Here is a 24,280-nt window from a genome sequence, read left to right as displayed (position 1 = left end):
ACCTGGCAAGGAGCACCTTTCCGTGAAGACCCTGCAGAACCTGATCGGCGGCATGTGGGAGGACTCGCGTGGTGACGCGTTCCACGACGTGATCGATCCGGCGACCGAAGAGGTCGTCGGCCGCTCCCCCGGCGGCTCGCCGGAGGACGTCCGCCTGGCCGTCGACGCGGCCGTCCAGGCGCACCCGGCCTGGGCGGCACTGCCGGTCGCCGAGCGCGTGGAGCGCCTGTCGCGGTGGGCGGACACGATCGCCGAGCACGCCGAGGAGCTGGCGCAGCTCGAATGCCGGGAGATGGGCAAGCCCGTAGCGCTCGGCCGTACCTTCATCGGGGGCGCGGCGCAAGGGTTCAAGGCGGCGGTGGCCGAAGCCCTGGACTACCCGTTCGAGGAGACCCTCGCCGGTCCGGGCGGGAGCGCCACCACGATCCTGCGTAAGCCGCTCGGCGCCACGGCGGTCATCGTGCCGTGGAACTTCCCGGTGCCCATGGCGCTGGGGGCGCTCGCCCCGCTGCTGGCGGCGGGCAACACCGTCGTGCTCAAGCCGTCCGAGCGTTCCCCCATGTCGGCGGTACGGCTGCTGGAGCTGATGGATCTGCCGGCCGGCGTGGTGAACCTGGTGCTCGGCGACTCCCGGGCCGGTGCGCCGCTGGTCGCGGACGACCGGATCGGGCTCGTCCACTTCACCGGCTCGGTCGAGGCCGGACGCCGGGTCGGCGCGGAGAGCGGGGCCCTGCTGCACCGGGCGATCCTCGAACTCGGCGGCAAGGACCCCGTGGTCGTGGACGCGGGCGTCGACCCGGCCGCGACCGCCGCTGCGATCGCGTTCGGCGCGTTCGCCAACTCCGGCCAGATCTGTACGTCCATGGAACGCGTCTACGTGCACCAGGACATCGCCGAGGCGTTCGTCAACGCCCTCGTCGAGGTCGCCGGCGGTTACGCCCTGGGAGACGGGCGCGACGAGAGCACGGTGCTCGGCCCGCTGGTCGACCGGCGTCAGCGCGACATCGTGGACCGGCACGTCACCGACGCGGTGGAGCGCGGCGCGACCGTCCGCACGGGCGGGACGGTGCCCGAGGGCAAGGGCTTCTTCTACCCCGCCACCGTGCTCACCGGCGTTGACGACTCCATGCTGGTCATGACCGAGGAGACCTTCGGCCCGCTCGCCCCGGTCGAGGTCGTCTCCTCCTTCGAGGAGGGGCTGGAGAAGGCGGCCGGCACTCGCTTCGGCCTCGCCGCCACCGTGTACACCAACGACCCTGCGCACATGGCCGCGGCTCACGACATCCCCGCCGGGGTCGTGTGGGTCAACCAGTGGCAGGGCGGCGGGCCCGGGCGGCTGTACGAGCCGGCGGGTGACAGCGGCATGGGGGCGACCGGATCCCGGGCCGCCTATGACGCGGCCACTCGCCCCGTCTCGGTCCACACCGCCCCGTCTGCCCCGACCGCCCCGGTCACGTGACGACCCAACGGGAGCGGACGCGGTGGGAGCGGACCCGGTGACAGCAGGCCCAGCGAGAATGGGCGCCGGGGATGTGGCTGCGGCGAGAGGTGGGGTGACGGCCGGCGCCAAGCGGCATGCCGCTAACGCCGTCGGCTCCTGGAGCAGCCGCCTGGTCGAGCTGTCCCATCGCATCCACTCCCACCCCGAGCTCGCCTTCGAGGAGACGCGGGCCAGCGTGTGGGTGGCGGACGCGCTGAGCGCCGCCGGTTTCGACGTCCAGCACGGCTGCTACGACCTGCCCACCGCCGTACGGGCGAGCGTGGGAACGGGTCCGCTGCACATCGGGATCTGCGCCGAATACGATGCCCTGCCCCAGATCGGGCACGCCTGCGGGCACAACATCATCGCCGCCGCGGCAGTGGGCGCCGCGGTCGGACTTGCCGGACTGGCCGACGATCTCGGGCTGACGGTGACCGTCCTCGGCACTCCGGCCGAAGAAGGCGGCGGCGGCAAGATCCTCATGCTGGAGCGCGGCGCGTTCGCGGGGCTCGACGCGGCGATGATGGTCCATCCCGCCGCGGTCGAGATGGCGGCGATGCCCGGCTCGGCCGTCGCCCAGTTCGAGGTCTCCTACCGTGGGAAGCCCGCCCATGCCGGCGCGTACCCTGAGCTGGGCGTCAACGCCGCCGACGCGATGACCGTCGCGCAGGTGGCGATCGGGCTGCTGCGCCAGCAGACGGGCGCCGGTGACCGCGTCCACGGCATCGTCACCCAGGCCGGCACCGCGCCGAACGTGATCCCCGACGCCAGCCACGGGCGGTGGATCGTCCGGGCCGCCACGCTGGAGGCCCTGGCCGAGCTCAAGCCACGCGTGCGGCGCTGCTTCGAGGCGGGAGCGGTGGCCACCGGGTGCGAGCTGACGGTCACTCCCCTGGGCCCCGACTACGCCGACCTGCGGCCCGACGCGGGGATGCTGCGGCTGTACCGGGCCAACGCCGAGGCGCTGGGGCGCGTCTTCCCGGATCTGCCCGGCGGTGCTCCGGCCGGCGCGGCCACGGACATGGGGAACGTCTCCCATGTCGTTCCCACCATCCATCCCATGCTGGGGCTGGACTGTCTGCCCGCGGTCAACCATCAGCCCGAGTTCACCGCGGCCTGCGTCACTCCGGCCGCCGACAGGGCAGTCCTGGACGGCGCCACCGCCATGGCGTGGACCGCCATCGACCTCGCCCACGCCGCGTCCGCTCGGCGGGCTTCCCACGGCTGAGCCCTCGGTCCAGGAGCCCGTGTTCGCCCCGGTCACCTCGTTGGTGACCGGGGCGAACGTCGTACCGGAGAGGCGTGAGCTCAGCGCCCCAGGGGTGGTGACTCAGTGCCCCTCGAAGACGGGTTTGCGCTTGGCGAGGAACGCCTCGACCGCTCCGGTATGGTCGGCGGTCCGGCCCAGCTGTGCCTGGGCGCGCGCCTCGGCCGTGAGCACCGTCCCGAGGTCCCGGCCCCAGGACTGTGCGATCAGCAACTTGGAGGCGGCGTAGGCGGCGGTCGGCCCGGTCGCGAGCCGGGCCGCGAGCTCACGGCCCGCCGTACCGACGTCCGCGCGTGGGACCACGCGACCCGAGATCCCCCACGCGACGGCCTGTTGAGCGGTGAAGGACTCGCCGAGCAGGACGAGCTCCTTGGACCGGGCCTCGCCGACCGCCCGGGGGAGCGTAGTGGACAGCCCGGAGTCGCACGTCAGCCCGATCCCGGTGAACGCCGTCGCGAAGACGGCCTCCTCGGCGAGGACGCGCAGGTCGCAGGCCAGCGCGAGGGCCAGCCCCGCGCCGACGCACGTACCGTTGACGGCCGCGACGACCGGCTTGCCCATCGTGGCCACGAGCCGGATGATCGGCGCGTAGTCCTCCTCGACCGTGTCGAACGCGTGCTCCGCGTCGGCGCGGAGGGCGGCCGCGTGCTCGGCGAGGTCCTGACCGACGCAGAAGGCGCTGCCCGCGCCGGTCAGCAGTACGGCGCGGACGGTGTCGTCCGACGTGGCCTCCTCAAGCGCGCGGCGCAACGCCGTCTTCGTCCCGGCGTCCAGCGCGTTGCGGCGATCCGGGCGGTTCAGGGTGACAACGGCTACGGCCCCGTCACGCTCGAGGATGACCGGGGTCTCGAGGACGACCGGGGTCGCGTCCTGGCTCGGTCCGGGCATGTCAGACCTCCGGCGCGGACGTCGCCGGCCAGGTCTTCGCTACGAGGGTCAGCACGTCGTACGTGGCGACCGCCTGGCCGTCCTGGTTGGACACGACGGCGTCCCAGCGGACCTCGCCGTAGTCCGCGCCGCCGCGCGGGGTGATCTGCTTGACGGTCAGCGCGACGTCGATCGCGTCGCCGGGCTTGACCGGGGTGAGGAAGCGGAGTCCGTCGACGCCGAAGTTCGCCAGGACCGGTCCGGGTGCCGGGTCGACGAAGAGACCGGCGGCCAGGGACACGACGAGGTACCCGTGGGCGACGATGCCGCCGAACAGCGGGTTCCGCGCGGCGGCCGCGGCGTCGGTGTGCGCGTAGAAGGTGTCCCCGGTGAACTCGGCGAAGTGCTCGACGTCGGCGAGCGTCACCGTCCGCGGCGCGGAGGCGATCGTGTCGCCCACGCGCAGCTCCGCCAGGGACTTCCGGAAGGGGTGGACACCGGAGTCGACGCGCGCGGCGCCCGTCGTCCACCGTCCGGTGATGGCGGTGAGCAGGTCCGGGGAAGCCTGTACGGCGGTGCGCTGCATGTGGTGCAGCACCCCTCGGATGCCGCCGAGCTCTTCACCGCTCCCGGCCCGCCCGGGGCCGCCGTGGACCAGGACGGGCAGCGGCGAGCCGTGCCCGGTGGACTCCCCGGCGTCATCCCTGTCCAGGACGAGGACGCGACCGTGCCAGGGCGCCAGCCCGAGTACGACGGACCGCGCGACCTGCGGGTCGTGGGTGACGACGGAGGCGACGAGGCTGCCCTTGCCCCGTGCGGCGAGGGCGACGGCCGACTCGACGTCGTCGTAGGTGAGCACGGTGCTCACCGGGCCGAACGGCTCCACGTCGTGCGGCTCGCCGGCGCCGGGGCGCGCGCGCAGCACGAGCGGCGTCATGAAGGCGCCGCGCTCGGGGTCGCCGTCGAGCAGGGCCGCGCCTTCGGGGTCGCCGAAGACCACCTCGGTGCCCGCCGTGAGCGCTTCGACGGCCTTGCGTACCTCGTCGCGCTGGGCGAGCCCGGCGAGCGGGCCCATCCGTACGTCCGGGTTGCGCGGGTCGCCGACGGTCACCTTCGCCAGGCGGGCGGTGAGCGCGTCGACCACCTGGTCGGCCATCGCCTCGGGTACGAGCACCCGGCGGATGGCCGTGCACTTCTGCCCCGCCTTGACCGTCATCTCGGTGACGACGCCCTTGACGAACAGGTCGAACTCCGGATCGTCCGGCAGCACGTCCGGCCCGAGGATCGAGCAGTTGAGCGAGTCGGCCTCGACGCCGAGCAGGACGCCGCCGTCGAGCACGTTCGGGTGGCGGCGCAGGACTCCCGCCGTGTGCGCCGAGCCGGTGAAGGCGACGGAGTCCTGGATCGTCAGCTCGTCGAGCAGGCCGCCCGCGCCGCCGGCGACGAGCTGGAGCGTCCCCTCGGGCAGGATCCCCGACTCGATGATCAGCCGGACGGCGAGTTCGGTGAGGTACGCGGTCTGGCTACCGGGCTTGACGATCGACGGCAATCCGGCGAGGAAGGCCGGGGCGAGCTTCTCGAGCATGCCCCAGACCGGGAAGTTGAAGGCGTTGATCTGCACCGCGACACCCGGCCGCGAGGTGTAGACGTGCTGGCCGACGAAGGTGCCGCCCTTGCCCAGGCGTTCGAGGCCGCCGTCGAGGAACACCGTGTCGTTCGGCAGCTCGCGGACGCCCTTGCTCGCGTAGCTGAACAGGGTGCCGATGCCGCCGTCCACGTCGATCATCGTGTCCCGTGAGGTGGCTCCGGTCCGTACGGACAGTGCGTAGAGCTCCTCCTTCCGCGCGAGCAGGTGCTTGGCCAGCGCCTTGAGCAGGGCCGCCCGCTCGTGGAAGGTCAGGGATCGCAGCGCGGGTCCGCCGATGTCCCGGGCGTGCCGGACCATCGCGGCGACGTCCAGCCCCCGGCTCGAGATTCGCGCGACCTCCTCACCCGTGGCGGCGTCGAGCAGAGGTTGCCCGTCGTCCGCCGCCCGGAACCACCGTCCGGCGGCGTAGCTCTCCAGCAGCGCGCTCACGCTGTCTCCTCTCTGCGGTTCTGCGGTTCCGCGGTTGGCGGGGGGCATCGGTCCTCTAGAACATTCCCCGTCACCGCGACCTGTTGCGCGGGACCCCCGACCCATGCGATGGTATTACTGACCGAGCGATAAGTAAATACGACAGATGTCTCGGAGGAAAGATGACCACGACTCCGGCGGAGCCGGAACTGGAGGAGCGGCTGCGGGCCGGGTTCGACGCGACCATCGCGCGCAACGACCGGATCGAGCCCCGCGACTGGATGCCGGACGACTACCGCAGGACGCTCGTACGCCAGATCGCCCAGCACGCGCACTCCGAGATCATCGGCATGCAGCCCGAGGGCGCCTGGATCGGACGCGCCCCATCCCTGCGCCGCAAGGCGATCCTCCTGGCCAAGGTGCAGGACGAGGCCGGGCACGGCCTCTACCTGTACTCGGCGTGCGAGACCCTCGGCGTCTCCCGCGTCGAGCTGACCGAGCTGCTGCTGGCCGGCCGGCAGAAGTACTCCTCGATCTTCAACTACCCGACGCTGTCCTACGCCGATGTCGGCACGATCGGCTGGCTGGTCGACGGAGCCGCGATCTGCAACCAGGTGCCGCTCTGCCGCACGTCTTATGGACCGTACGGGCGTGCCATGATCCGCATCTGCAAGGAGGAGTCCTTCCATCAGCGGCAGGGCTACGAGCTGCTCATGACGATGATGCGCGGCACCGACGCCCAGCGCGCCATGGTCCAGGAGTCGGTCGATAGGTTCTGGTGGCCGTCGCTGATGATGTTCGGGCCGCCGGACGGCGAGTCCCCCAACAGCGCGCGGTCGATGGCGTGGGGCGTCAAGCGCAACTCCAACGACGAGCTGCGCCAACGCTTCGTCGACATGACGGTCCCGCAGGCCGACGCCCTCGGGGTGACGCTGCCCGACCCCGACCTGCGCTGGAACGAGGAGCGCGGGCACCACGACTTCGGTGACCCGGACTGGGCGGAGCTCGCCGCGGTCATCCGCGGCGACGGGCCGTGCAACGCCGAACGCCTGCGCCACCGCCGGACGGCCCACGAGGACGGCGCCTGGGTACGCGAGGCGGCGTCGGCATTCGCGAACCGCTCCGCCGAGGCGAACGGCTCGACGTCGGTGGGTCCGTCCGCCGAGGCCGGTGCACTATGAGCCACGACCGGCGGGAATGGCCGCTTTACGAGGTGTTCGTCCGTAGCAAGCGCGGGCTCAACCACGTTCATGTCGGGTCGCTGCACGCTCCGGACGACGCGATGGCCCTGCGGCACGCGCGCGACGTCTACACGCGGCGCAACGAGGGCGTGAGCATCTGGGTCGTACGGGCCGACGCCATCACGGCCTCCAGCCCGGACGAGAAGGACCCCTTGTTCGCGCCGAACGGCGACAAGGTCTATCGGCACCCGACGTTCTACGAGATTCCGGAGAACGTGCCGCACATGTGACCCGGCCGACCACTCCCCCGCCCACCCGATCCACCTGATCCATCCAGTCCACCGACACGTCCGGAAGGCGGACCACCATGAGCGACGACCACGGCAGCGTCTTCGACGGCCTGATCGGCGGGGATTCCGCGCAGTGGGCGTTCGGCACCGATTTCGAGGACCCGCTGGCCGGCGTCGACACGACCGTGCCCGACGGCGTCGACCACGCCGAACTCGCCGCGTACTGCCTCATGCTCGGCGACGACGCGCTGATCATGTCGCAGCGCCTGTCCGAGTGGTGCAGCCGGGCGCCGGACCTCGAAGAGGACATCGCCCTGGCGAACATCGCCCTCGACCTCCTCGGGCAGGCACGCCTGCTCCTGGCGCGGGCGGCCGCCGCCGACCCCGGCGTCGTGCCCGCTCTCCCAGAGGGCTCGCCGGTGCCCGCGGAGGACGCGCTGGCGTTCTTCCGTGATGCCGGGCAGTTCGGCAACGTACGCCTGGCCGAGGTGGCGAACGGCGACTTCGCGCACGTCGTCGCACGTCTGCTGCTGTTCTCGGTGGCCCGGCTCGCGCTGCTGGAACGGCTGCGCGCGAGCACCGACACGGTGCTGGCCCACGTGGCGGCCAAGGGCGTCAAGGAGCTCACTTACCACCGGGACTGGGCGGCCCGCTGGTTCTTGACCCTGGCGCAGGGCACCGAGGAGTCGCGCCGCAGGCTCATAACCGCCCTCGGCGACCTGTGGCCGTACCAGCCGGAACTGGTCGCCACGCACCCCGTCGAGCTCTCGCTCGCGCGGGCCGGGGTCGGCGTCGACCCCGCGACCATCCGCGCTGAGGTGGACGGCATCCTCGACCAGGTGCTCGCCATGAGCGGCGTCGCCCGCCCGGACCGTCCGCCCCTGGCGGGCGACGGCGGGCGGCACGGCGCGCACACCGAGGCCTTCAGCGGCTTGCTCGCCGAGATGCAGGTGGTCGCACGCGCACACCCGAGCGGGCGCTGGTGACCGCCCAAGACCGATCCGCCGGGGTTGAGGGGGTGCCGGTGAGTGGACGGGAGCGGGCCGTCGAGGTCGCCGGGCGGGTGCGTGATCCCGAGATGCCGATGCTGACCCTCGCCGACCTCGGTGTGCTGCGCGGTGTCGACGTCGAGCGGACAACGGACGGCGACGAGGTCGTGGTCGCCTCCATCACCCCTACCTACACCGGCTGCCCGGCCATGGGCACCATGCGCGACGACCTGGTCCATCGGCTGAACGACGCGGGATTCCCCCGTGTCGAGGTGCGTGTCGTGCTCGACCCGCCCTGGTCGAGCGACTGGATCTCCGAGAGGGGACGGGCCGCCCTGCGGGAGGCCGGGTTGTCGGCCCCCGGCCCCGCCCGGCGGCCGAGTGGGCCGGTGGCGCTCACGCTCGGGCCGCGGCGGCTCGCTCCGGCCTGTCCGCGCTGCGGTTCGACGGCCACCCGCGTGGTCTCGGAATTCGGCGCCACCGCTTGCAAGGCCCTCTACAGCTGTACCGACTGCCTTGAGCCGTTCGAGCATGTCAAGGAGATATGAGATGAGCACGCTCGCGCCCGGCCGCGCGACGACCCGGGCGTCCGCCGCTTTCCACCAGCTGACCGTGGCGGCGGTCGACCACCTGTGCGAGGACGCCGTGGCGATCACGTTCGCGGTGCCGGAGGAGTTGCGCGAGGTGTACGACTTCCGGGCCGGGCAGTCCCTCACCCTGCGCCGCTTCGTGGACGGCCAGGAGCACCGGCGGTCGTACTCGATCTGCGCACCGGCCGGCGCCCCGCCGCGTATCGGGGTCCGCGAGATACCGGACGGGCTCTTCTCCTCCTGGCTCGTCCACGAGGTGGTGCCGGGAACGCGGATCGAGGTGCGGGCTCCGACCGGCTCGTGGCGGGCCGACCCGGCGCTGGGAGAGCGGCACCTGTGCGTCGCCGCCGGGTCGGGCATCACCCCGATGCTGTCGGTCGCCTCCACGGTGCTGGCCCATCCCGGCGCCCAGGTGTCGCTTCTGTACGGCAACCGGACGAGCCGTACCGTGATGTTCACGGAGGAACTCGGCGACCTGAAGAACCGGTACGGCCCCCGGCTCCAGGTCGTCCACGTGCTGTCGCGCGAGCCACGCGAGGTCGAGCTGTTCTCGGGGAGGCTCGACGGCGACCGGCTGCGTCGCCTGCTCACCCAGCTGGTTCCGGTTGAGACCTTCGATCACGTCTGGCTGTGCGGGCCGCTGCGCATGGTCGAGGACGCGCGGACCGTACTCACCGAGCTCGCCGTCCCCGCGCGGAACGTCCACGTCGAACTCTTCTATGCCGACGCGCCCCCGCCACCGCCGCGGCGGGACGACAAGATGACGACCGGCGCGAGCAGCGTGCTGACGACGGTGCTCGACGGCCTGCGCACGACGTCTGCCGTCTCCCGGGAGACGACGCTCCTCGACGGCGCCCAGGCGACGCGGGCCGACCTGCCGTTCGCCTGCAAGGGCGGGGTCTGCGGGACGTGCCGCGCGGTCGTCCGCGAGGGTGAGGTGGACATGCGCCGTAACTACGCCCTCGAAGAGTCCGAGGTGGCGGCCGGGTTCGTCCTTACCTGCCAGACGTTTCCCGTGAGCGAGAAGGTTACGGTCGATTACGACGCCTGACCTTCGCTTTCACTGTCCGATGTTCTCTGCGTTTCCCGATCACAGGAGCTCTTCGTGACCGAAGCCTTCGTCGTCTCCGGCGTACGGACGCCGATAGGCCGCTACGGCGGCGCGCTGGCCCACGTCCGCCCCGACGATCTCGCCGCCCTCGTCGTGGGCGAGGCCGTCGCCCGGGCGGACATCGACCCCGGTCTCGTCGACGAGGTGGTCTTCGGCGCGGCCAACCAGGCCGGTGAGGACAACCGCAACGTGGCCCGGATGGCCGCTCTCCTGGCGGGCCTGCCCGACTCGGTGCCCGGCTTCACGGTCAACCGGCTCTGCGCCTCCGGCCTCACCGCGGTCGCGACGGCGCGCGCCCTCATCGCGGCGGGTGACGTCGATGTCGTCGTCGCGGGCGGGGTGGAGTCGATGACCCGGGCGCCTTGGGTGACCGAGAAACCGGCCAAGGCGTTCGCCAAGCCGGGTGCGTCCTTCGACACCTCGATCGGCTGGCGGTTCACCAACCCCCGTTTCGACGCCGCGACGACCGCCTCCATGCCGCAGACCGCCGAGACGGTGGCTCAGCGCTGGGGTCTTACCCGCGACGAGCTCGACGCGTTCGCGCTGCGTTCCCACGAGCGGGCCGTCGCGGCGATCAAGGAGGGCTGGTTCGCCGACGAGATCGTCCCCGTACCGGTCGGCGCGGGCGTCGTCGACGTCGACGAGGGGCCACGGCCGGACACGAGCCTGGAGCGGCTGGCGCGGTTGCGACCGGTCAACGGTCCTGACGGGGTCGTCACCGCCGGCAATTCCAGCTCGCTCAACGACGGCGCCGCGGCCGTCGTCGTGGTGAGCGAGCGCTTTCTCGAACAGTCCGGCCTGACCCCGCGAGCCCGGCTCGTGGCGGCGGCGAACGCCGGAGTGCCGCCGGAGATCATGGGGATCGGCCCGGTCCCGGCGACCCGCAAGGTGCTCGAGCGTACCGGGTGGAGCGTGGACGACCTCGACGCCGTGGAGCTGAACGAGGCGTTCGCCGCGCAGTCCCTCGCCTGCGTCCGCGATCTCGGGCTCGACCTCGACGTGGTCAACGCCGACGGCGGAGCCATCGCCCTCGGGCATCCGCTGGGCGCGTCCGGGGCCCGGATCCTCGTCACCCTGCTCGGCCGGCTCGAACGCGCCGGCGGCCGGCGCGGGCTGGCGACCATGTGCGTCGGCGTCGGCCAGGGCAGCGCTCTCCTGGTGGAGCGGCCATGACGCTGATCGTCGAAGAAGGCGCCGACCGGGTCGTGTGGCGGCTCAACAGGCCCGAGGTCCGCAACGCGATCGACCGTGAGCTGGTCGCCGCGCTCCACCAGGCGTGCGCCGCCGTCGAAGAGGAGCCGCGCGTCGTACTCCTGACCGGCGAGGGGCCGGCCTTCGCCGCCGGAGCGGACATCGCCCAGCTCCGCGAGCGAAACCGGGAGGACGCGCTGCGGGGCATCAACTCGAAGATCTTCGACCGCATCCACCGGCTGCCGATGCCGACCGTGGCCCTCATCGACGGGTACGCCCTGGGCGGCGGGGCCGAGCTCGCGTACGCCTGCGACTTCCGCATCGGCACGCCGCGCGCGCGGATCGGCAACCCGGAGACGGACCTCGGCATCGTCGCGGCGGCCGGCGCGGCCTGGCGCCTCGCCGAGCTCGTCGGGGAACCCCTCGCCAAGGAGATTCTGCTCGCGGGCCGTGTTCTCACGGCTGAGGAGGCGCGGGCCGTGTACCTGCTCAACGACGTCGTGGAGTCCGAAGACCTGCTGGCCGCGGGACATCGGCTCGCCGACCGCATCACCGCGCGGGCACCGTTGGCGACGCGGCTGACCAAGGCCGTCTTCCACGCCCCACGGACCGCGCACCCGTTCGTCGACGACCTCGCGCAGGCGGTCCTGTTCGAGACGGAGGAGAAACACACCCGTATGACGGCATTCCTGAACCGGCGACAGGAGCGAAGCTCATGACCGGCGACGCCCAGACGCAGACGCAGTACGCGACCGGTGGCGCCCTGCCACGGACGGTGGGTGTCTTCGGCGGTGGGCGGATGGGGTCCGGAATCGCGCACGCGTTCCTGGCCTCGGGCAGCCACGTGATCGTCGTGGAGAACGGCCCCGAAGCGGCTGACCAGGCAAACGCCCGGGTGGGCGACAGCCTGGCCAAGGCCCACGCCAAAGGCAAGCTCGAAATCCCGCTCCCGGACGCCCTGGCCCGGCTGCGGACGACCACCGACCCGGGCGAGCTGGCCCCGTGCGAGCTCGTCGTCGAGGCGGTCCCGGAGGACGCGGCGCTCAAGGCCGAGGTGCTCACCCTGGTCGAGCGGCGGGCGCCGGACGCGGTGCTCGCCTCGAACACCAGCAGCCTGTCGATCGGCGGGCTCGCCGCCGCTCTGGCCGCGCCGGGCCGCTTTCTCGGGCTGCACTTCTTCAACCCCGTCCCGGTGAGCGACCTCGTCGAGATCGTCACCGGGCCGCGCACCGAGCCGGCGCTCGTGACGCGGGCGCAGGACTGGGTGACGGCCCTCGGCAAGACGCCGATCACCGTCGCGGACTCGCCGGGTTTCGCGAGCAGCCGCCTCGGCGTCTGCCTGGCGCTCGAGGCGATGCGGATGCTGGAGGAGGGCGTCGCGAGCGCGGCCGACATCGACACGGCGATGACCCTCGGCTACCGCCACCCGATGGGACCGCTGCGGACCACCGACGTGGTCGGACTCGACGTGCGGCTCGCGATCGCCGAACACCTGGCGCGCGAGCTGGGACCCCGTTTCGAGCCGCCGCGGATCCTGCGCGACCTCGTCGCCGCAGGACACCTCGGCCGCAAGACGGGCCAGGGCTTTTATACGTGGTGAGCGGGGTTCAGACTTGGTGGCGGGCCAAGCCGTCGAAGGCGACGACCGTGATGGCGTCGGCGACCGTCGCCGCGTCGTACACACCGTCCGGGCGATACCACTCGACCAGCGAGTTCACCATGCCGAACAGCAGCCGGCTCACCAGCGTCGGCGGCACGTCGTCGCGCAGGGAGCCCTCCGCGACGGCGTCCGCGACGAGCGCGGCCAAGCGGTCGTCGAGCCAGCGGCGCCGCTCCAGGGCGGCCAGCTCGATCCCGCTGTTGCCGCGCACCCGGAGCAGGAGCGTGACGGAGGGCTGGTGTGCCACGAGAACCTCGACGCTGCGCCGCACCACCTCACGCAGGCGCTCGTACGCCGTCGCCCCGGCCCGATCGCGAGCGGCCGCGGTCACGACGGCGGTGAGCTCGTCGAGAGCGTCGTCCAATGCCTGGCTGAGCAGTTGCTCCTTGCTGGTGACGTGGTGGTAGATGGCCGGCTTCGTCAGTCCGAGCTCCTTGGCCAGGTCTCCCATGCTCGTGGCGTCGTACCCCTTGCGGTTGAACAGCTCCACGGCGGTGCGCAGGATCGCGGCCTGGTCGTAGCCGGGACGGCCACGACCACGGCGCGGGGTCGGCTCGGCGGGCTCGGTCGTCGTCACGAAAGAAAGGATCTCACGGCAGTTCAGGCGCCCCGGTGGCCGCCTTACCCGCTGACGACCGGCCGCGCGCTCACGCCGGGAAGTCCTTGGGGTTGATCGAGGTGGTCCGCGCGTTGCCGCCCCTGACCGGGTTGAGGGTCAGAGTCCAGACGCTCCTCGATGTGGCGGTCGTGGTGAACCTCAGCCGATCGTTGAACCGCTGGTACACGGCACTCTGGCTGAACCTGCCCTTCGACACCCTGAACCGGGAGCCGGTGGTGAAGTAGACCCGGTACGTGCCGTCCCTGACATCCCTGACACTGGCGCTGGACCTGGCGCGTACGTAGATGCTGATCGCCTTGGTCCTGCCCTTGACCAGCGTCACGACGCCGTCCCTGGAGGTGCCGTTCTTGATCTTGAGCGTGCCCTGGCCGCCGCTGACGCGGTCGTACAGGATCCTGCCATTGCGGGGACGCGACGCGGCGGCCGTCTGAGAAACCGGCGCGACGATACGCTCGCCGACCGCTGTGGCGGCGGCCGGGGAAGCGGTCAGCAGGCCACCGGCCAGCGCGACGGCCGCGACGACACCGGTGCGTAATGGGGTTCCTTCGAGAAGTCTCTTCATCGTGAACATCTCCTTGAGGGTCGCGCGATCAGACCAAACATAGATCGCCTATCCGTTATTCACCAGAAGGCAGGAATTCGCGGCGACGAGACAGCCACCTTCGTGATAGTTGCGCATGGCGCTTGATTCCGTATCGTCCTCACCAGCGGCCCCGACGACCACGTAAGGAATGATCGGCATGTCCGACGATGTGGCGCGACGCGTTTTCCAGGTGGTCGACACATTCGACCCCGACAAGTTCGCCCAGTTACTGGCCGAGGACGCCACGTTGGTGTTCGGCAACGCCGAGCCGACGGTGGGACGCGCGGCCATCGCCGCCGGGCTGCGGACGTTCTTCTCTACCATCGGCGGCCTGCGGCACCGCATCGTCAGGAGCTGGCAGGTGGACGCCGACACCATCGCCGAGACCGAGGTCACCTACCGGCGGCTCGACGGCAAGGACGTCAGCGTCGCGGCCGTGTCCATCTGGCGCACGCGCGACGACGGACTGATCTCGGACTACCGGATCTTCATCGACCTCGCACCCGTCTACGCGACTTAGTCAGGTCGGATCTCTCTGCCTTGCAAGATCGCTTTAAGCGGCGTGCGCTTTTACATCGTAAATCAATATCTGCGCCGCCTTTTTTATGCGTATTTCTACACGTTCCGTCGTTGAACCCGGCTGCTGCCGCACCCCGTACAACCGTGCGTCAACACAGCTAAGAGCCTCACCCTCGAGGCGCTTGAAAGGGTCATCATGACGAAGCGCATCCTCACCGTCCCCGGCCTGGTTCTCGCCACCGCTCTGGTCGCGGGTGGCCTCGCGCCCGCCGCGGCGCAGGCGAGTACGAGCTCCGATGTCTACCTGGCCGCCTCGCTGCAGGGCAAGAACGAGGTGCCCGCGGCGGGCGCGAAGGTCGGCGACAAGAACGGCGGCGCCATCGCCGTGTTCCGCATCCATGGCGACCAGGTCGATTACGCCATCCGCTGGCAGAACATCGCCGCCCCGACCGCGTTCCACATCCACCAGGGCAAGGCGGGCAAGAACGGCGACGTCAAGATCCCGTTCTTCGGCGAGGCGCTGCCCGGCAGCCTGAGCGCCGTGAAGGGGACCGTCAAGGTCAGCGACTCCGGCCTGCTCAACCGGATCAAGAGCAACCCCAAGAAGTGGTACGCCAACCTGCACACCGGCGAGTTCCCCGGCGGCGCCGTCCGCGCCCAGCTCTACAAGATCCGCCCGGTGGCGCTGGAGTCGGTGCTGGCGAACGGCTCGCGCTCCACCCTCACCGCCTCGGCCGACGGCCGCCAGGAGGTCCCGGCGCCCGGTACGAAGGTCGGCGACAAGGACGGGCGGGCCGCCTGGCTCGTCTGGGTCAAGGGTACCCAGGTGCACTTCGCCACCGCCTGGAAGAAGATCGGCGCGCCGACGAACGGGCACATCCACCGCGGCAAGAAGGGCAAGAACGGCCCCGTGGTCGTGAACTTCTTCAGCGCCGCCAACGGCCTGCCCGCCGGGATCAACGGCATCGCGGGCACGGCGAGCACCTCCGCCAAGGTGGCCGGCGGGATCAAGCACAACCCGAAGAACTGGTACGTCAACCTGCACACCGGCGAGTTCCCCGGCGGCGCGGTGCGCGGCCAGCTCCACGGCGGCGGCTGGTAGGACCCCCGATAACGCGCGGGTCGGCCCACCAGGGCCGGCCCCTGCGCTGCCGTCGCATCCGTACGCTCAGCTGCCGCTCAGGAGCGCCTCATGCGGTTACGTTAGGGGTTTACAACCAGGACCAACCGGCGCAGGAGACCCCCCATGACCGACATCCCGGGCCAGACCTTCTTCGGCAAGATCGACACCACGAGGCCGCATTCAGCGCGGGTGTGGAACTACCTCCTCGGAGGCAAGGACTGCTACCCCGTCGACCGCGAAGCGGCTGAGCAGTACAAGAAGATGTTTCCCGGGATCGTCGACATCGCCCGGACCGACCGCGCCTTCCTCGGCCGGGCTGTGCGCTACTTGACCGGCGAGGGCGTCCGCCAGTTCCTGGACATCGGGACCGGCCTGCCGACGATGGACAACACCCACGAGGTCGCCCAGCGGGTCGCCCCGGAGTGCCGGATCGTCTACGTCGACAACGATCCCCTCGTGTTATTGCACGCCTCGGCGTTGCTGAGCAGCTCTGAGGAGGGGGTCTGCGACTACATCGACGCCGACCTGCGCGACCCGGACAAGATTCTGGAGCTGGCGGCGCGGACGCTGAACTTCGACGAGCCAGTCGCGATCATGCTGCTGGGGATTCTGCATCTCATCCCGGACTTCGACCAGGTGCACCAGATCGTGATGCGTCTGCTGGACGCCGTAAGCCCAGGCAGCTACCTGGCGATCACCCATGCCACCCTCGATCTCGACGGTGAAGCAACCGAGCAGGCCGAGGCCCAACAGGAATGGAACAAGAAGGCCGACCCGATCACCCCCCGCACGCACGCCGAGATCAGCCGGTTCTTCGACGGCCTGCAGATGGTGGACCCCGGCCTGGTCTCGATGTCACGGTGGCGGGTCGAGGCCACTCCCTGGGGTGAACCCGCCGAGGTGCCGGGCTTCTGCGGAATCGGCCGCAAACCCTGAGGCCCGTGACCGCCGCCTCCGCCGCTGACCTGGACTCCGCAGGACGACCCGCCCTCGGCGCGCGTTTCGGCGATAGGTACGGTGTGTCCAATGCTTACGGTAGTGACGGCGTTCACCCCCATCTGGATCATCGGCGCCCTCGGGTGGCTGACCGGGCGTTTCCGGGTGGCGAGCGGGCAGTTCCAGCAGGCGCTCACGGGGTTCACGTTCACCATCGCCATGCCCGCCGTACTGTTCACCACGCTCAGCCGTACGCCGCTCAGCCAGATCCAGCCGCGGCCGCTGCTCGCCTTCGCGATCAGCACCGTCTTCGTCGGCGTGCTCGCGCTCGTGACGCTGCGCGGCAAGCTGCCCGACCGGGTGATCGGGGCGATGTCGTCGGCCTACGTCAACGCCGGCAACCTCGGCATCCCCATCGGCCTGTACGTCCTGCACGACGCGACCTTCGTGGTGTCGGTGCTGATCTTCCAGGTGCTGGTGATGTCTCCGCTGATCTTCCTGGGCCTGGGCGTCGAACGCTCCTCCCTGCTGGCCCCGCTGCGGATGCCGATCGTGGTGGCCTCGGTGCTCGGCCTGGGCATGTCCGCCCTCGGCTGGCAGCTGCCCGAACCCGTGATGCGGCCGCTGAACCTGCTCGGCGGCGCGGCGGTGCCGCTGGCGCTGTTCGCGCTGGGCATGTCGCTGAACGGCTCGGCCGTCGCCTGGCGCCGGGTCGCTCCGGTGGTGACGCTCAAGCTGCTGGTCCAGCCGCTGGTGGCGTTCCTGGTCGGGCGGTTCCTGCTTCATCTCGACGGCCACGCGCTGTTCGCGGCCGTCCTGTTCGCCGGGCTGCCCACCGCGCAGAACACCTACGTCTACGCCGCCGAGTACGGGCGGCCCACCGAGCTGCCCCGCGACACCATCCTGGTCTCGAGCGTCCTGTCGCTGGCCACCCTCTCGGTGATCGCCGTGCTGGCCGGGGGCGGGGGCGCGCTCGCCCTAAAGTGATCGTTGTTTGGGTAGAAGGTACTCGTACCATCGAACTCTGCTCCATGAGGTACCCGTGTCGAGACTTCTGCGCCTGTTAACCACCCCGCTGCTCATCGTGACCCTCGTCCTGACCGGCACCCCCGCCCGCGCCGACAGCGACCCGGTGCTCGCCACTCAGTGGCAGCTCGCCTGGGACACCTACCGGTTCTACGAGCACCTGACCGGCCCTCTCCCGCTGGACGGCCGGACCGCGGTCACCCGTGACCTCCCGATCGACATCGACGCCCCCATTGACCACGTCTTCGCGGCGTACTCCGACATCAACCACCACATCGGCCTGCACCCCTTCCTGAAGCGCGTCGCCACCCACGCCGACTACGTCCAGGACGGGCTGCGCTACGTCAACTTCACGGCCGTCGAGGACGTCCCGGTCACCGACGGGGTGCCCGTCACCGTCAACACGCACGCCCAGCAGCGCGTCCACGCGGCGGAGTACTTCTACGAGACCGACACCTGGACCATGCCCAACGTCGTCACCCACCAGCGGATCGACTTCACCGACCTGGACGGCGGCCGGACCAGGGTGACCGAGCATCTCACGTTCGAGGCGAACGTCCTGCTCATCGACTTCACCGTGACCAACGGCGTCTCCTCCCACCAGCAGACCCAGGTGGCGCTGAAGGAGGCCATCGAGAGCGGCCGGCTGTGACGAGCCGGGCGGCCACAAGGCCGACTGCGACGGGCCAGGCGGTCACAACGCCAACTGTGACGGGCCGGGCGGTCACGTTCGAGAGGTGACACCCTTACCGCGTCCTGTCCTCAGCCGGGCAGGACGCGGTAGCCGGCGTCCACGGGGATGTGGGCACCCGCCACAGCGCCGAAGCCGCCGTCGAGGACCGAACCGATCACCGCGGCCACATCCCGTGGGTCGAGCATCCGGCCCAGGACCGAGCGGCGGGCCAGCGCCGCTTCCGCCTGAGGGGTGCGCATGGCCGCGCTGCCCTCGGTACGTACGCCGGCGGGGGCCACAGTGTTGACGGCGATCCCCCACCCCCCGGCTTCGGCGGCGACGTGCTGGGCGAAGGTGTTGAGCGCGGCCTTGGCGGTCGCGTGCGCGATGGTGCCGGGGCGTACCAGGTCGGCGCTGAGACTGGAGACGTAGACGATCCGGCCCTCGCCCTGCTTCCGCATGAGGTCGAGGACCTGCCGGGTGACGTGGAAGACGGCTGACAGCTCCCCGAGAACCTTGCCCGAGAAGTCCGGCCAGGACAGCTCGGCCAGCGGAGCGAAGGCTGGGCTGATGTTGGCGTTGCAGACGAGGGCGTCGACCCGCTCGCAGACGGCCACCATGCCGGCCACCTGGCCGGGGTCGCACACGTCCGCCTGAACGGCCTGCGCGCTGCCGCCGTTCACCGCGATCTCCGCCGCCACCGAGGCGGCCGCCGCCGCGTCGCGGTGATAGTTGACGATCACGTGGAACCCGCGACGGCCCAGTTCGAGGGCGGTCGCGGCCCCGATGCCGCGGCCGGCGCCGGTGATGAGGGCGATGCGTTGCATGTCATGCCTCCGTTGCCTGGGTAACGGGGCTGACGATAGGTTTTGGGCTTTCCCTAGGTAAGTACGTACCTTGGAGTTCGTCCCTAACCATCTGGTCGGCCTTCAGATCACAGAGGCATGGAGTGACGGGTGAGTGACGCTTTTCACAGAGAATGCCCGGCGCGCATGGTGCTCGATCATGTGACCAGTCGCTGGGGAGTGCTGGTCCTGACGGCGATGCGCGAGCGGCCGCTGCGGTTCTACGAGCTACGCGCCAAGATCGAGGGGATCAGCGAGAAGATGCTCTCCCAGACGTTGCGCACGCTGGTTCGCGACGGCTTCGTCCTGCGCACCGTCACGCCCTCCGCTCCGCCGCAGGTGAGCTACGCGCTGACCGACCTCGGCCAGGGGATCACCGAGCCCCTCCAGGCACTGTTCGACTGGATCCGGAATCACGCGAACGCCATCGTCGCCGCCCAGGCAGCTCACGAACGGCAAGGCGGCCGAGCCGGCTCTGACATCACGCCCGTGTATGGGCCGCCACCCACCGTTAATCCCTAGATCCTGGACCGATAACCAAATTTCGGGCATGCTTGTCGAGATCATCAGTAAAGTGGTCTATGAAGGGACAATCAGGTGAGAATGCCGACAAAGGCGGCAATCTTTACGGCGGCACTCTGCCTCAGCGGTGTCATTGCCAGCCCGGCGAACGCCGCCGCGGCGGCGAGCCCGGAGAGCATCTGCGGCGCCGGCTACGGGCGCATCACCGGCGGCACGCAGCCGGTCAAGACCTCGAGCGGCCGCCGCTACGGCACGGTCTACCTGCTCTACAACCGCGGCAACGGCTACAACTGCGTGGTCACGGTCAAGTCGAGCTTCGTCGGCACGAGGACTCCGGTCAGCGCCGAGCTCACGATCATGGCCAAGCCGGTCAAGGACACGAAGCAGGACCCGATCGTGCGCTCCAACCGCGGCAACTTCAAGTCCTACGCGGGACCGGTGAGGTACTGGGCCCAGGGCAGGTGCGTGAAGTTCTGGGGCACCATCAAGCCGCTCGGCCACGACCCGGCCGTCGCCAGCGGAGGCCGTGCGAAGTGGGGCAACTGCGGATAAAACCCGCGATGGCGCCTTTGTCGCACCGAAGGCTTGTCGAGGTCCCATACTGACTCCCTGACTTGATCGTCGGGAGGCCGGATGTTGTACGGACGCGGGGCCGAGCAGGCCGAGATCGACGCGCTGCTCGAAGCCGCGCGGGCCGGACGCAGCGGCGCGGTCGTCGTCAAGGGCGAGACCGGCATCGGCAAGTCGGCGCTCCTCGGCTACGCCGCCGGGCGGGCCGCCGGCTGGCCGGTGCTGCGCACGCTGGGGGTGGAGTCGGAGACCGAGCTGCCGTTCGCCGCTCTCCATCTGCTCCTGCGGCCGGTGCTCGGGCATGCCGAACGGTTGCCGCCCGGTCAGGCGGCGGCGTTGCGCGGTGCGATCGGGGCGGCGCCCGCCGAGGTGGCCGACCGGTTCCTGGTCGGGCTGGCCGCCCTCACGCTGCTGTCCGACCTCGCGGGCGACGGGCCGATCCTGTGCCTGGTCGACGACGCGCAGTGGCTCGACGACGCCTCCGCCGACGCGCTGCTGTTCGCGGCCAGGCGGCTCGACGCCGAGGGCGTGGTCATGCTGTTCGCCCTCCGGGACGGCGCGGCCACCCCGCGCCCTGGGGCGCTGGCCGCCCACGGGGTGGCCGAGCTGCGGCTGGGCAGGCTGGAGGCGGCGGTGGCCGCGGAGTTCCTGGCCGATCAGGCTCGCGACCTGGTGCCGCAGGTAAGACGCCGGGTCCTCGACGAGGCGGCGGGCAACCCGCTGGCGCTGATCGAGTTCGCCGCCGTACTGACCCCTGAGCAGCGGGCGGGCCGGTTGAGCCCGCTGCCGTTCGCGGGCGAGTCGGGGCCGCTGTCGGACCGGGTGCGGACCACGTTCGAGGCTTACATCGACCGTTTTCCCGAGCCGGCCAGGGCGGCGCTGCTCGTCGCGGCGGCCGACGACACCGGGGATCTGGACCTGATCCTGCGGGCCGCCGCCCGTCTCGGCGCGACGGTCGCGGACCTGGCGCTGGCCGAACGCGAGGAGCTGATCGAGCTCTCGGCGGCCGGGCTGTCGTTCCGGCACCCGCTGATCAGGAGCGCGGCCTACCGTGGGGCGCCGTACTTCCGCCGGGTCGCGGCCCATCTGGCGCTGGCGGAGTCGCTGAGCGACCAGACGGGCAGGTGCCTGGGCGACCCCATGGGCAGATCCCTGGACGGCCGCACGACCATGCCCCTGCACGACCGAACAGCCGGGTCGCTGCACGACCAGACGACCACGCCCCTGAACAACTGGACGGCCGCGTCCCTGGACGATCACGCGGCCGAATCCCTCGATAGTCAGGCGCGGGCCGATCGGCGGGCCTGGCATCGGGCCGCCGCCGCGACCGGCCCGGACGAGAGGGTCGCCGGGGAGCTGGAACGGGCCGCCTTACGGGCGCGCGACCGGCAGGGCACGGCCGCCGCGTCCGTGGCGTACGAGCGGGCCGCCGACCTCACCGCCGACACCGCCCGCACGGCACGCAGGCTGATCGCGGCGGCGGAGCTGGCGGTCCAGGCGGGTCAGCTGAAGCGGGCCGCCGGGCTGGCCGACCGGGCGGCGCCGCTCGCCACGACCCCGGCCGAGCTCGCCTGCCTCGCCCAGGTACGTGCCTGCGTGGAGGTGGAGCAGCGCTCGCCGAGCGCGGCGGGCCGGATCCTGGCCGAGGGCGCGGAGCACGTACGGACCGCCGACCCCGCGCTCGCGGCCCGCATGCTGGCCGAGGCGATTCATTACGCCTCTTTCGCCGCCGACCCCAAGCTCGCCCACGACGCCGACCACCGACTCAGCGCGCTCGCATCGCCGCTCCCAAAAGCGTCGCAACCACCGCAACCGGAAGAGCCGCCGCCACCGCTCCCAAAAGGGCAACAACCACCGCTGCCAGACGGACCGCAGCCGCCGCAGCAACAAGCGCCGCGATCACCGCGTCCGGAAGGACCGCAACCGCCAGACGGACCGCGACCACTACCCCAAAGGCCCGAGGTGCTCGCCGCCGGGATGGCGGTCATGGCGCGGCTCGTGGAGGGCCAGGCCGTGGCGGACCTCTCCCCCATCCGCGCCGCCGCCCGGCTCGCGCGCGACTCCCCCGATCTGCTGCCCCTCGCCGCCTCCCTGAGCATCGTCTCGGGCGACGAGGTCGCGGCCCACGGGCTGGCCGAGTCGCTGGTCGCCCGGTGTCGCGAGCGCGGCCTCATCGGTCTGCTCCCCCAGGCGCTGGCGCTGTTCGCGCAGGCCCAGATGCTGCGCGGCAGGCACCGCGAGGCGTCGGCCGCCGCGTCCGAGGCGCTGACCGTCGCCTCCGACATCCACCAGGCCCATCGGGCCGGGCATCTGCACGGCCTGCTGGCCTGGCTGGCCGCCGTCGGCGTGCGGAGGAGCGCTGCCTGGAGCTGGCCGCGAAGGCGGACGGCGACGTCGAGGCCACCAGGGCGCTCGCCGCCTGGGCGCTCGGTCTGTCCCAGCTGGGCCAGGGCCGGGCCGGGACCGCTCTCGACCACCTCCGGACGGCGGGCCAGCGCCATCCCGTGGTCGCGCTCTGCGCGGCGCCCGACCTGGTGGAGGCGGCGGTCCGCGCCGGGCGGGCGGATCTGGCGGAGGGGGCGGCGGCCAGGTTCGCGGGCTGGGCGGCCGTCGTGGAGCGCCCGTGGGCGAACGCGGTCGCCGCCCGGCTCAGGGGGCTGCTGGCCGAGGGCGACGAGGCGGGCAGGCACTTCGCGCGGGCTGTGGCCGTACCCGCTGATCAGCCGTTCCAGCAGGCGCGCAACGAGTTGCTGTACGGCGAGTGGCTCAGGCGCGCGCACCGACGTTCGGACGCGCGGCGGCGGCTGCGCGCCGCCTTCGAGGCGTTCGACGCGCTCGGCGCCGCGCCGTGGGCCCGCCGCGCCCACGGCGAGCTGGAGGCGGCCGGCGAGGCCGCCGTGTCCAGGAGCGGCGGCCTGCTCGACCGGCTGACGCCCCAAGAGCGTCAGGTGGTACGGCTGGCGGCGGCCGGGCTGTCCAATCGGCAGATCGGCGCGCGGCTGTTCCTCAGCCCGCGTACGGTGGGACATCATTTGTACAAAGCGTTTCCCAAGCTCGGTGTGGCTTCCCGAGCCCAGCTCGGCGACCTCGACCTAGGTGAGTGACCGCGGCTACTTAGTCGCGAGCCCGCGTGACCGGCGAGGCGCCGCGCGCCGACCGATTCGCGGATGATCGCCCGCGCTTTACCGTGCTTCCGACCTCACGGAAACGGAGCGCGTGGATGCACAGACTAGTCAGATCCGGCTTATCCCTGCCCCTGGTCGGGGTCCTGGTCGCGGCCGCCCTCATCGCCACCGCACCGGCCGCCTCCGCCGCGCCGGCGCGCGAGGACGGGCAGCGGGTCACCCTCCTGGTCCACGGCTTCGACCGTGAGGCCGACACCAACTGCGCCAGCAGCTGGAAGGACGCCAAGAACCTGCTGAACGCCAACGGCTGGGGTGACGTCCGTACGTTCGGCTACTACAACAAGGCCACCAACTGCGACATCAGATATCAGGGCACCACCGACTCCCGCATCCAGGAGATCGGCCGCCAGTTCGCGTGGACCGTCTACTACTTCTACTCCAGCCATGACACGGCGATCGACGTCGTGGCGCACTCCATGGGCGGCCTGGTCGCCAAGGCCGCGATCGAGGGCGTCAACAGGTACGGCGTGGGCAAGACGCCGCCCGACCTGAGCGGGCTGAATGTCGATCTGAACAACATCGGCGCGGCCGGGTGGCCCAGCGGCTGGCCCCCGTACCTGTACATCGAGGACATGGTCACGCTCTCCACGCCGCACCAGGGCATCGGCAGCGCGCTGGTGACCGCGTGCGCCATCACCCATGAGCAGTGCAGCGACATGCGTCCGGGCAGCGGCTTCCTGAGCTGGCTGTCGAAGCAGCCACTCTCCCAGATGGGCACGGACTACACCTTCCTCGCCTCTAGCCATGACGACACGGTCAGCGTCGATTCGGCGACCAACAAGCGCACTGCCCACCATTGGGCGGTCTATGACAAGAACGCGGACGGCGGGACGCTGAGTCACACCGCCATGCGGACGACCTCGACCGGCGCGTGGCAGGCGTCGTGGGGCGGGCAGCGGAGTGACGCGGGGTCGGGTTCGTACCCCGCGCCACTCCTTCAGGCCATGGACGGCCTGTACAACCAGCAGAGCGAATAGAGCGATTAGCGAAGAAAGCG

General features: G+C 71.1%; 25 protein-coding genes. 20 read left to right on the top strand and 5 right to left on the bottom strand.

Features of this window, described 5'->3' with window-relative positions; translation table 11 throughout:
• The first annotated feature begins 22 nt into the window (after positions 1–22).
• Both ACQP2T_RS26225 and ACQP2T_RS26220 read left to right on the top strand, forming a co-directional pair.
• Entirely contained in the window at positions 23–1,459 is a 1,437-nt protein-coding gene (locus ACQP2T_RS26225) for an aldehyde dehydrogenase family protein (protein ID WP_433518688.1), read from the top strand.
• A 94-nt stretch (positions 1,460–1,553) separates the two neighbouring features.
• Positions 1,554–2,708 (top strand): M20 family metallopeptidase, encoded by a 1,155-nt coding sequence (locus ACQP2T_RS26220; protein WP_433518687.1) that lies wholly within the window; start codon positions 1,554–1,556, stop codon positions 2,706–2,708.
• A 102-nt stretch (positions 2,709–2,810) separates the two neighbouring features.
• On the opposite strand, the gene ACQP2T_RS26215 is transcribed toward ACQP2T_RS26220, so the two are convergent.
• The gene (locus tag ACQP2T_RS26215; RefSeq protein ID WP_433518686.1) at positions 2,811–3,635 is read right to left on the bottom strand and encodes an enoyl-CoA hydratase/isomerase family protein; all 825 of its coding nucleotides are present in this window, start codon (positions 3,633–3,635) and stop codon (positions 2,811–2,813) included.
• A gap of 1 nt (position 3,636) precedes the next feature.
• The gene (paaZ, locus tag ACQP2T_RS26210) at positions 3,637–5,691 is read right to left on the bottom strand and encodes a phenylacetic acid degradation bifunctional protein PaaZ (RefSeq protein ID WP_433518685.1); all 2,055 of its coding nucleotides are present in this window, start codon (positions 5,689–5,691) and stop codon (positions 3,637–3,639) included.
• A gap of 161 nt (positions 5,692–5,852) precedes the next feature.
• Between paaZ and paaA the strand changes: the two genes are divergently transcribed.
• The 8 genes from paaA to ACQP2T_RS26170 all read left to right on the top strand — a co-directional run bounded on the left by paaA (position 5,853) and on the right by ACQP2T_RS26170 (position 12,622).
• Positions 5,853–6,851 carry a 1,2-phenylacetyl-CoA epoxidase subunit PaaA gene (paaA, locus tag ACQP2T_RS26205; RefSeq protein WP_433518684.1) on the top strand — a complete coding sequence of 333 codons (999 nt, stop codon included), beginning with the start codon at positions 5,853–5,855 and terminating at the stop codon, positions 6,849–6,851.
• On the top strand, positions 6,848–7,141 hold the full coding sequence (gene paaB, locus ACQP2T_RS26200; RefSeq protein ID WP_433518683.1) for a 1,2-phenylacetyl-CoA epoxidase subunit PaaB: 294 nt from the start codon (positions 6,848–6,850) through the stop codon (positions 7,139–7,141). Before paaA ends, paaB begins: the two co-directional genes overlap by 4 nt.
• A gap of 77 nt (positions 7,142–7,218) precedes the next feature.
• A complete protein-coding gene (gene paaC, locus ACQP2T_RS26195) occupies positions 7,219–8,127 on the top strand; it encodes a 1,2-phenylacetyl-CoA epoxidase subunit PaaC (RefSeq protein WP_433518682.1) in 909 nt (302 codons plus the stop codon).
• A gap of 92 nt (positions 8,128–8,219) precedes the next feature.
• A complete protein-coding gene (gene paaD / locus ACQP2T_RS26190) occupies positions 8,220–8,678 on the top strand; it encodes a 1,2-phenylacetyl-CoA epoxidase subunit PaaD (RefSeq protein WP_433519833.1) in 459 nt (152 codons plus the stop codon).
• A 1-nt stretch (position 8,679) separates the two neighbouring features.
• The gene (paaE, locus tag ACQP2T_RS26185) at positions 8,680–9,771 is read left to right on the top strand and encodes a 1,2-phenylacetyl-CoA epoxidase subunit PaaE (protein WP_433518681.1); all 1,092 of its coding nucleotides are present in this window, start codon (positions 8,680–8,682) and stop codon (positions 9,769–9,771) included.
• A gap of 54 nt (positions 9,772–9,825) precedes the next feature.
• Entirely contained in the window at positions 9,826–11,004 is a 1,179-nt protein-coding gene (locus ACQP2T_RS26180; RefSeq protein ID WP_433518680.1) for a thiolase family protein, read from the top strand.
• Positions 11,001–11,741, top strand: a complete 741-nt coding sequence (locus tag ACQP2T_RS26175) for an enoyl-CoA hydratase/isomerase family protein (protein WP_433518679.1) — start codon at positions 11,001–11,003, stop codon at positions 11,739–11,741. Before ACQP2T_RS26180 ends, ACQP2T_RS26175 begins: the two co-directional genes overlap by 4 nt.
• Entirely contained in the window at positions 11,738–12,622 is an 885-nt protein-coding gene (locus tag ACQP2T_RS26170; protein WP_433518678.1) for a 3-hydroxyacyl-CoA dehydrogenase family protein, read from the top strand. The genes ACQP2T_RS26175 and ACQP2T_RS26170 overlap by 4 nt, the downstream gene beginning before the upstream one ends.
• A 7-nt stretch (positions 12,623–12,629) precedes the next feature.
• On the opposite strand, the gene ACQP2T_RS26165 is transcribed toward ACQP2T_RS26170, so the two are convergent.
• Together ACQP2T_RS26165 and ACQP2T_RS26160 are read right to left on the bottom strand one after the other, a co-directional pair.
• Entirely contained in the window at positions 12,630–13,259 is a 630-nt protein-coding gene (locus tag ACQP2T_RS26165) for a TetR/AcrR family transcriptional regulator (RefSeq protein WP_433518677.1), read from the bottom strand.
• Between the two features lie 70 nt (positions 13,260–13,329).
• Entirely contained in the window at positions 13,330–13,863 is a 534-nt protein-coding gene (locus tag ACQP2T_RS26160) for a hypothetical protein (RefSeq protein ID WP_433518676.1), read from the bottom strand.
• A 178-nt stretch (positions 13,864–14,041) separates the two neighbouring features.
• Between ACQP2T_RS26160 and ACQP2T_RS26155 the strand changes: the two genes are divergently transcribed.
• The 5 genes from ACQP2T_RS26155 to ACQP2T_RS26135 all read left to right on the top strand — a co-directional run bounded on the left by ACQP2T_RS26155 (position 14,042) and on the right by ACQP2T_RS26135 (position 18,140).
• Positions 14,042–14,404 carry a nuclear transport factor 2 family protein gene (locus ACQP2T_RS26155; protein WP_433518675.1) on the top strand — a complete coding sequence of 121 codons (363 nt, stop codon included), beginning with the start codon at positions 14,042–14,044 and terminating at the stop codon, positions 14,402–14,404.
• Positions 14,405–14,599: 195 nt separating this feature from the next.
• Positions 14,600–15,505: a CHRD domain-containing protein gene (locus tag ACQP2T_RS26150; protein WP_433518674.1), complete on the top strand. Its 906-nt coding sequence runs from the start codon at positions 14,600–14,602 to the stop codon at positions 15,503–15,505.
• Between the two features lie 144 nt (positions 15,506–15,649).
• Positions 15,650–16,462: an SAM-dependent methyltransferase gene (locus ACQP2T_RS26145; RefSeq protein WP_433518673.1), complete on the top strand. Its 813-nt coding sequence runs from the start codon at positions 15,650–15,652 to the stop codon at positions 16,460–16,462.
• A gap of 90 nt (positions 16,463–16,552) precedes the next feature.
• Positions 16,553–17,449 carry an AEC family transporter gene (locus ACQP2T_RS26140; protein ID WP_433518672.1) on the top strand — a complete coding sequence of 299 codons (897 nt, stop codon included), beginning with the start codon at positions 16,553–16,555 and terminating at the stop codon, positions 17,447–17,449.
• A gap of 55 nt (positions 17,450–17,504) precedes the next feature.
• Positions 17,505–18,140: an SRPBCC family protein gene (locus tag ACQP2T_RS26135; protein WP_433518671.1), complete on the top strand. Its 636-nt coding sequence runs from the start codon at positions 17,505–17,507 to the stop codon at positions 18,138–18,140.
• A 110-nt stretch (positions 18,141–18,250) separates the two neighbouring features.
• On the opposite strand, the gene ACQP2T_RS26130 is transcribed toward ACQP2T_RS26135, so the two are convergent.
• On the bottom strand, positions 18,251–18,988 hold the full coding sequence (locus ACQP2T_RS26130; RefSeq protein WP_433518670.1) for an SDR family NAD(P)-dependent oxidoreductase: 738 nt from the start codon (positions 18,986–18,988) through the stop codon (positions 18,251–18,253).
• Between the two features lie 129 nt (positions 18,989–19,117).
• Here ACQP2T_RS26130 and ACQP2T_RS26125 point away from each other — a divergent pair, with 129 nt between their 5' ends.
• The 5 genes from ACQP2T_RS26125 (at position 19,118) to ACQP2T_RS26105 (ending at position 24,260) form a co-directional block, all read left to right on the top strand.
• Entirely contained in the window at positions 19,118–19,528 is a 411-nt protein-coding gene (locus ACQP2T_RS26125; protein WP_433518669.1) for a winged helix-turn-helix transcriptional regulator, read from the top strand.
• Between the two features lie 75 nt (positions 19,529–19,603).
• Positions 19,604–20,080, top strand: coding sequence for a hypothetical protein (locus ACQP2T_RS26120; RefSeq protein ID WP_433518668.1), 477 nt, complete (start codon positions 19,604–19,606; stop codon positions 20,078–20,080).
• A gap of 81 nt (positions 20,081–20,161) precedes the next feature.
• Entirely contained in the window at positions 20,162–23,029 is a 2,868-nt protein-coding gene (locus tag ACQP2T_RS26115) for an AAA family ATPase (protein ID WP_433518667.1), read from the top strand.
• Positions 22,996–23,202, top strand: coding sequence for a helix-turn-helix domain-containing protein (locus tag ACQP2T_RS26110; RefSeq protein WP_433518666.1), 207 nt, complete (start codon positions 22,996–22,998; stop codon positions 23,200–23,202). The genes ACQP2T_RS26115 and ACQP2T_RS26110 overlap by 34 nt, the downstream gene beginning before the upstream one ends.
• 116 nt (positions 23,203–23,318) lie before the next feature.
• Positions 23,319–24,260, top strand: coding sequence for an esterase/lipase family protein (locus ACQP2T_RS26105; protein WP_433518665.1), 942 nt, complete (start codon positions 23,319–23,321; stop codon positions 24,258–24,260).
• Positions 24,261–24,280: the final 20 nt, after the last annotated feature.

The organism is Nonomuraea sp. CA-143628 (assembly GCF_050942315.1).
Classification (GTDB): Bacteria; Actinomycetota; Actinomycetes; order Streptosporangiales; family Streptosporangiaceae; genus Nonomuraea.
The sequence above is the reverse complement of the archived record's forward strand: the minus strand, read 5'-3'. Positions and strand labels throughout refer to the sequence as shown.